This window comes from Massilia sp. 01N417, from assembly GCF_056399645.1.
The window spans coordinates 141577-148022 of record NZ_JBFTRS010000018.1 but is presented as its reverse complement, the minus strand read 5'-3'; the positions used below and the strand labels follow the sequence as shown (position 1 = coordinate 148022).

General features: G+C 67.5%; 6 protein-coding genes. 4 read left to right on the top strand and 2 right to left on the bottom strand.

Going from position 1 to position 6446, the window contains the following annotated elements; translation table 11 throughout:
- The coding region (locus tag AC1DOQ_RS19210; RefSeq protein ID WP_477367799.1) for an IS1595 family transposase at positions 1-850 on the top strand (850 nt) is incomplete at its 5' end.
- A gap of 86 nt (positions 851-936) precedes the next feature.
- Here the strand turns inward: AC1DOQ_RS19210 and AC1DOQ_RS19205 are convergent.
- Together AC1DOQ_RS19205 and AC1DOQ_RS19200 are read right to left on the bottom strand one after the other, a co-directional pair.
- Entirely contained in the window at positions 937-1122 is a 186-nt protein-coding gene (locus AC1DOQ_RS19205; protein WP_442124614.1) for a hypothetical protein, read from the bottom strand.
- A gap of 139 nt (positions 1123-1261) precedes the next feature.
- Complete coding sequence (locus AC1DOQ_RS19200) at positions 1262-1909, bottom strand: TetR/AcrR family transcriptional regulator (RefSeq protein ID WP_477367796.1); 648 nt, start codon at positions 1907-1909, stop codon at positions 1262-1264.
- 115 nt (positions 1910-2024) lie between these two features.
- Here AC1DOQ_RS19200 and AC1DOQ_RS19195 point away from each other — a divergent pair, with 115 nt between their 5' ends.
- The 3 genes from AC1DOQ_RS19195 to AC1DOQ_RS19185 are packed head-to-tail and all read left to right on the top strand — an operon-like array spanning position 2025 to position 6328.
- Positions 2025-3188 (top strand): HlyD family secretion protein, encoded by a 1164-nt coding sequence (locus AC1DOQ_RS19195; protein WP_477367793.1) that lies wholly within the window; start codon positions 2025-2027, stop codon positions 3186-3188.
- Between the two features lie 9 nt (positions 3189-3197).
- Positions 3198-4787 (top strand): DHA2 family efflux MFS transporter permease subunit, encoded by a 1590-nt coding sequence (locus AC1DOQ_RS19190; RefSeq protein WP_477367791.1) that lies wholly within the window; start codon positions 3198-3200, stop codon positions 4785-4787.
- Positions 4788-4840: 53 nt separating this feature from the next.
- On the top strand, positions 4841-6328 hold the full coding sequence (locus tag AC1DOQ_RS19185) for an efflux transporter outer membrane subunit (protein ID WP_477367788.1): 1488 nt from the start codon (positions 4841-4843) through the stop codon (positions 6326-6328).
- The last annotated feature ends 118 nt before the right edge of the window (positions 6329-6446 follow it).

The following is a 6446-nucleotide window of genomic DNA, read 5'->3' as shown; positions in this document are numbered from 1 at the left end:
CCCTGGCGCCTGCATCGCYCTGATCGAACAAGCCGCAGCCGGACGGCCGTGTCCGCATTGTGGCTGTCCCCGCAAACACCGCTGCGGCCAGGCGAGCGGCCTGCAGCGTTTTCGCTGCCTCGGCTGCCGGCGCAGCCATAACGCGTTGACGGGCACGCCGCTCGCGCGCCTGCGCAAGAAGGCATGCTGGCTGTCTTACCTGCAATGCCTGCTCGAGTCGCGCACGGTCCGCGACGCCGCGCTGGTCGTCGGCGTGGATCGCACGACCAGCTTCCGCTGGCGCCACCGCTTCGTGYCCGGCGCCATGCGGGACCGGCCGAGATATCTCACCGCCATCGTCGAAGCCGATGAAACCTATCGCCTCGAATCGCAGAARGGKTCGCGCACGCTCACGCGCCGGCCGAGACAGCGCGGCGGCGTKGCGGCGCGGCGCGGYATCAACCAGGAGCACGACTGCCTGCTCGTCGCCCGCGACCGCAGCGGCCAGACACTCGATTTCCATACCGGCCGTGGCCAGGTTACCGCCGCCCAAYTGRATCATTGTCTTCGGCCGGTGCTCGCTGCCGACGTGTTGCTGGTCAGCGACGGTGCGCTCGCGTATCGGCGCTTTGCCGCGCGATCAGGGATCACGCACGCGTGGGTGAACGTGCAGGCGGGAGAGCGCGCACGCGGCGCGATCCACGTGCAAAACGTGAACGGCTGGCATAGCCGGTTCAAGCGCTGGCTGGCGCGGTTCCGCGGCGTGGCGAGCCGTTACCTGATCAATTATTCAGGCTGGCAGCGCATGCTGGATGCGCGCAAGCTGACGACGCCGCGGCATCTGCTGCAAGCCGCCGTCCAGCTCAGCTAACTGGCGCAGTGACCGAATTAACGCGAACTCAGCCAAAAAAAATGCCGCCCAGCGAACTGGACGGCATGTCGGTAGCGTGTTTCAGGTCAGTTGTAACTGGTCCAGTGTTGCGGAATCTCGATGTGGCCCGACTGGGCTGCGTCAGCGTAGGCACGCATCTCGGCCACGACGGCCTCGAGTTGTTCCTTGCCCGGATTCGCGAGGAAGCCCTTCATGCGCTCCTGCACCGCGGCCTGCTGGTCTCGCCATTCGTAACGGGACGCCTTGCTCATGCTACCCCCTTGCGGCGAACTGCCGTCTTTGAATTTTTCGTGTTCATGACATCCTCCTTCTTCAGACGTTCAGGATGCCCGAAGCGGGTCGAGGTGGTCCGTGCGATGCCGCACATTGACCCGGCCGCCCGGCGCCGGCTCAGGGCCTGGCCAGCACGGCGCGGTAGAACAGGTCGAGGCGGCGGTCGAGTGCGCGGAGCGCCTGGTCCAGCGGCTGCTTTTCCGGCGGGAACACGAAGCGGCACAGCTGGTCGCCGGCGATGCAGCCCATCAAGTGGCCGGGCAGCAGGTCGAGGTCGATGTCGGGACGCAGCTGGGCGCGGATGTCGGGGCGGGCGAAGAAACGGCCCAGCATCTCGCGGGTCTGGCGCGGACCGCCGTTCCAGAAGGCTTCCGCCAGTTCGGGATTGGTGGGTGCCTCCGCCATCACGATGCGCTGCATGTCCACCGCTTCCTGCGAGGTGAGCAGTCCATACATCTGGCGCGCGAAATCGTCCACGACTTCCTTCAGCGGACGGGTGTCCGTCTGCATCGGCTGGTTGCGGAAGAAACGGTCGCGCTTGTCCGCCAGCACCGCATGCAGCAGGCCGGCCTTGCCGCCGAATTTGACGTAGATGGTGCGCACCGCCACGTGGGCGGCGCGGGCGATCGATTCCAGGCTGGTCTTGGTATAGCCGTTCTTGAGGAAGAGGCCGCCGGCAATCTGCAGCAGCTCCTGCGTGCGTGCTTCGACCTCGGCGGCCTTGGGCCGGCCGGCGGCCTTGCAGTCGTTTACGGGTTTGTCCATACCGACACTCTAACCCGGAAAAAAATGAAATGCAACCGTTTCATTTCTTGACTTCGCCGATTCTTTGTCGAATAATGCGATGAACCCATTTCATTTTTTCTTCGGAGTCGTATTCATGGCAGATTCGCAAACCACGGTCCAGCAGAAACCGACCGCCGCCGTTCCGCCTGCAGCGCCGGCCGCCGCCAACGGCAGCAAGGGACCGCCGAAGCGCGTGCTGATGGTGGTCGGCGTGATCGCCCTGGCCGCGCTCGCCGCCGGTGGCCGCATGTGGTACCGCAGCAGCAACTTCGTCGAAACCGAAAACGCCTACATCACCGGCCACGTGCATCCGGTCTCGGCGCGCATTCCTGGTGTCGTCACCAAGGTCCTGTTCGACGACAACCAGATCGTCAAGGCCGGCGACGTGCTGGCCGAGCTGGATCCGGCCGACCAGGGCGTGAAGGTCGAGCAGATCCAGGCCCAGATCGCCAGCGTGCAGCAGCAGATCGTGCAGGCCGACGCCGCCGTCGAGCAGGCGAAAGCCCAGGCCTCGGCCGCCGGCGCCCAGGTGGTGCAGGCCCAGGCCAACCTGGTGCGCGCCAAACAGGACGCCGAGCGTTACGGCCAGCTGTACAACACCAATATGAAGGCAGTCTCCAAGGCTGAAGTCGACGCCGCCACCGCGGCCCGCGCCGGCGCCACCGCCGACGTCAACGCGCGCCGCGACAACGCCAATGCAGCCAAGGCCCAGATCGCCGCCGCCGGCTCGGCGCGCGACGTGCTGAAGGCCCAGGTCAAGGTGCTGCAGGCCCAGCTCAAGGACGCCCGGCAGCAGCTCGGCTACAACCAGATCGTGGCGCCGGTGAGCGGCCGCATCGGCAAGCGCAGCGTCGAAGTCGGCGCCCGCATCCAGCCGGGCCAGCAGCTGGCCGCGATCGTCCAGGACGACGTCTGGGTGACCGCCAACTTCAAGGAAACCCAGCTGCCGGGCCTGGTGCCGGGCCAGGAAGTCAGGATCGAAGTCGACGCCCTGAAGGACAAGGAACTGGTCGGCCGCGTGGACAGCTTCTCGCCGGCTTCGGGCAACCAGTTCGCGCTGCTGCCGGCCGATAACGCGACCGGTAACTTCACCAAGATCGTCCAGCGCGTGCCGGTCAAGATCACCTTCAAGCCGGAAGACCTGAAGAAGTACGCCGGCCGCCTGGTGCCGGGCATGTCGACCGTGGTCGAGATCGACCTGCGCCAGAAACCGGCACAAGGCGCGCAGCAGCCGGCCCGCACCGCGTCGGCCCAGTAAAGGATCGTCATGACGAGTTCCACCCAGACGATGAGCATGCCGGCCAACGGCACGCGCGTCGACGCCCGCACCTGGATCGCGGTGGCCGCCGGCCTGCTCGGCGCCTTCATGGCGGTGCTCGACATCCAGATCACCAACTCCTCGCTGCGCGACATCCTCGGTACGCTGTCGGCCACGCAGGAGGAGGGCTCGTGGATCTCGACCGCCTACCTGTGCGCCGAGATCGTGGTGATTCCGATGACCGCGCTGTTCGTGCGCGCCTTCGGCCAGCGCCGCTACCTGATGCTGACCACGGCCCTGTTCCTGGCCTTCTCGACCCTGTGCGGCGCGGCCTGGAACCTGCAGAGCATGATCGTGTTCCGCATGCTGCAGGGCTTCACCGGCGGCGCCCTGATCCCGATGGCGATGACCCTGGTGATGACCCGCCTGCCTCCCGCCAAGCGCGCGGTCGGCATGGCGATGTTCGGCCTGACCGCGACCCTGGCCCCGGCCATGGGCCCGACCCTGGGCGGCTACCTCACGGAGCTGTACGGCTGGCCCTCGATCTTCTACATCAACTGGGTGCCGGGCGTGCTGCTGATCGCCGGCATGTACTGGGGCCTGGACAAGGAGCCGCTGAACCTCAGGATGCTGGCCAAGGCCGACTGGCTGGGCATCGCCTTCATGGCGGTCGGCCTGGCCAGCCTGACCATCTTCCTGGAAGAGGGCAATTCGAAGGACTGGTTCGAGTCGAGCTTCATCATCACCTTCGCCGCGATGGCGCTGATCGGCATCCTCGGCTGGGTGGTGATCGGCTTCTGGCGCGCCGACCCCTTCGTCAACCTGCGCCTGTATGGCCAGCGCAACTTCATGGTGGCGACCATCCTGTCGGCGGTGATCGGCATGGGCCTGTACGGCTCGTCCTACCTGCTGCCGCTGTACCTGGGCCAGATCGCCGGCTATTCGCCGATGCAGATCGGCGAGGTCATCGCCTGGATGGGCCTGCCGCAGCTGTTCGTGATGCCCTTCGTGGCGCGCCTGTCGCAGAAGATCGACAACCGCATCATGTGCATGTTCGGCCTCGGCCTGTTCGGCATCTCCTGCCTGATGAACGCCTACATGGACGCCAGCACCGGCTACGACCAGCTGATGGTCACCCAGATCATCCGCGCGATCGGCCAGCCCTTCGTGATGCTGACCCTGTCGAACTTCGCGATGAACGGCATCGCGCCGAAGGACATGCCGTCGGCCTCGAGCCTGTTCAACATGACCCGCAACCTGGGCGGCTCGGTGGGCATCGCGCTGCTGGCGACCTCGCTGACCAACCGCGAGCACTTCCACTCGGCGCGCATCGGCGAATCGGTGTCGATGTTCGCGTCCGCCACCCAGGCCCGCCTGGACCAGCTGACCCAGGGCTTCATCTCGCACGGCATCGACCCGGCCACCGCGGCCAACCAGGCGATCGCGGCGATCGACCGCATCGTACGGCGCGAGGCTTACGTGATGGCCTACAACGACGGCTTCTTCCTGGTCGGCGTGATCCTGATCGCGGCGATCGTGCCGCTGTGGTTTGCGGACAAGGTCAAGTCGCCGGGTGGGGCCGGGGGCGGCGGCCACTGATGATTGATATGTCGTCCCCGCCTTCGCGGGGGCGACGGGATGGATAACTCTCAATGAAAAATACTATGTTCAAGCCTGTCATCCACACCGCCGTCGCCGCGGCCGTCGCCGCGCTCCTTTCCGCCTGCGGCACCGTCGGTCCCGACTTCAAGGCCCCGCAGGACATCGCGAGCCCGGCATACCGCCACGCGCAGGCCGGCCAGCAGCAGGACGCCGCGCGCCTGCCGGCCAACTGGTGGACCGTGTTCGGCGACCAGACCCTGGACACCCTCGAGCAGCGCGCGCTGCACGACAACCCGAACGTGCGCGCCGCCGCGCAGCGCCTGGTGCAGGCACAGGCCCAGCTGGGCGTGGTGCGCGCCGGCCAGCTGCCGTCGGTGAACGTGCAGGCCGGTATCTCGAACTCGCGCACCTCGGCCGAGACTTCGCAGGGCCTGGCGCTGGGCCACCGCTCGATCGAAGGTAACAACTACTCGGCCGGCCTCGGCTTCTCGTGGGAGCTGGACCTGTGGGGCCGCGTGCGCCGCGTGGTCGAAGCGGCCGATGCCCAGGCCCTGGCGGCCCAGGACGACCGCGACGGCGTGCTGCTGATGCTGTCGGGCCAGGTGGCGACGACTTACTGGCAGCTGCGCGGCCTGGACGCCGAGCTGGCGATCCTGCGCAATGCGCTGGCGACCCGCCGCGAATCCCAGGAACTGATCGAGGCGCGCTTCAACGCCGGCCTGTCGAACGAACTGGACGTCTCGCGCGCCCGCATCGAGCGCGCCAACGCCGAGGCCGACCTGCACGAAGCCCAGCGCCAGCGCAACACGCTGGAGCATGCGCTGTCGGTGCTGGTGGGCGCCTCGCCGAGCGAGCCGCTGGTGGCTGGCAACCAGGACGCCGCGTTGCAGGATAAACTTTTACCCCAGCCGCCGAGCATCCCGGTCGGCCTGCCGGCCAGCCTGCTGGGCCAGCGTCCCGACCTGGCATCGAGCGTGGCCGGCCTGAAGGCCTTCAATGCCCAGATCGGCGTGGCCGAAGGCGCCTTCTACCCGGCGCTGTCCCTGACCGGCAACTACGGCTATGCCTCGGAAAGCCTGCGCAACCTGGCCCAGGGCAGCGCGCGCCAGTTCTCCTTCGGTCCGCTGGCACTGTCGCTGCCGGTATTCGACGCCGGCCGCAACCGCGCCAACCTGAAGTTGGCCCAGGCCAGGTACGACGAGGCGGTCGCCAACCACGAGGCACGCCTGCTGAGCGCATTGCGCGAAGTGGAAGATGCGCTGTCCGACGTGCAGGAACGCCAGCAGCAGGGCGAGGTGCAGGTCCAGGCCCAGCAGGCCGCCGCGCGGGCGCTGCAGGTGGCCCAGGCGCGCTACGACCGCGGCGTCTCGACCTACCTGGACGTCACCGACGCCCAGCGCAGCGCGCTGGCGGCGGACCGCGCCGCGGCCCAGATCCGTACCCAGCGCCTGCTGGCGGCGGTGTCGGTGGCGCGTGCGCTGGGCGGCGGCTGGACGCAGGGCGAGCCGGTGGCGACCATCGCCAGGGCCGGCAATTAAGAGGTGCTCCGGCCGGCCCGCACGCCGGCCGGAGAGGGGCGCACGGACGTGATTTTTGGTGATCTTCCGTGCCGGCCCCGCATGCTATGCTCGATCGATAACAATTCCATATGGGGAA

What these genes read in the sequence shown, in the direction of transcription:
- AC1DOQ_RS19205 (WP_442124614.1), bottom strand. Translation starts at nt 1,122, where the DNA reads ATGAGCAAGGCGTCCCGTTACGAATGGCGAGACCAGCAGGCCGCGGTG.
- AC1DOQ_RS19200 (WP_477367796.1), bottom strand. Translation starts at nt 1,909, where the DNA reads ATGGACAAACCCGTAAACGACTGCAAGGCCGCCGGCCGGCCCAAGGCC.
- AC1DOQ_RS19195 (WP_477367793.1), top strand. Translation starts at nt 2,025, where the DNA reads ATGGCAGATTCGCAAACCACGGTCCAGCAGAAACCGACCGCCGCCGTT.
- AC1DOQ_RS19190 (WP_477367791.1), top strand. Translation starts at nt 3,198, where the DNA reads ATGACGAGTTCCACCCAGACGATGAGCATGCCGGCCAACGGCACGCGC.
- AC1DOQ_RS19185 (WP_477367788.1), top strand. Translation starts at nt 4,841, where the DNA reads ATGAAAAATACTATGTTCAAGCCTGTCATCCACACCGCCGTCGCCGCG.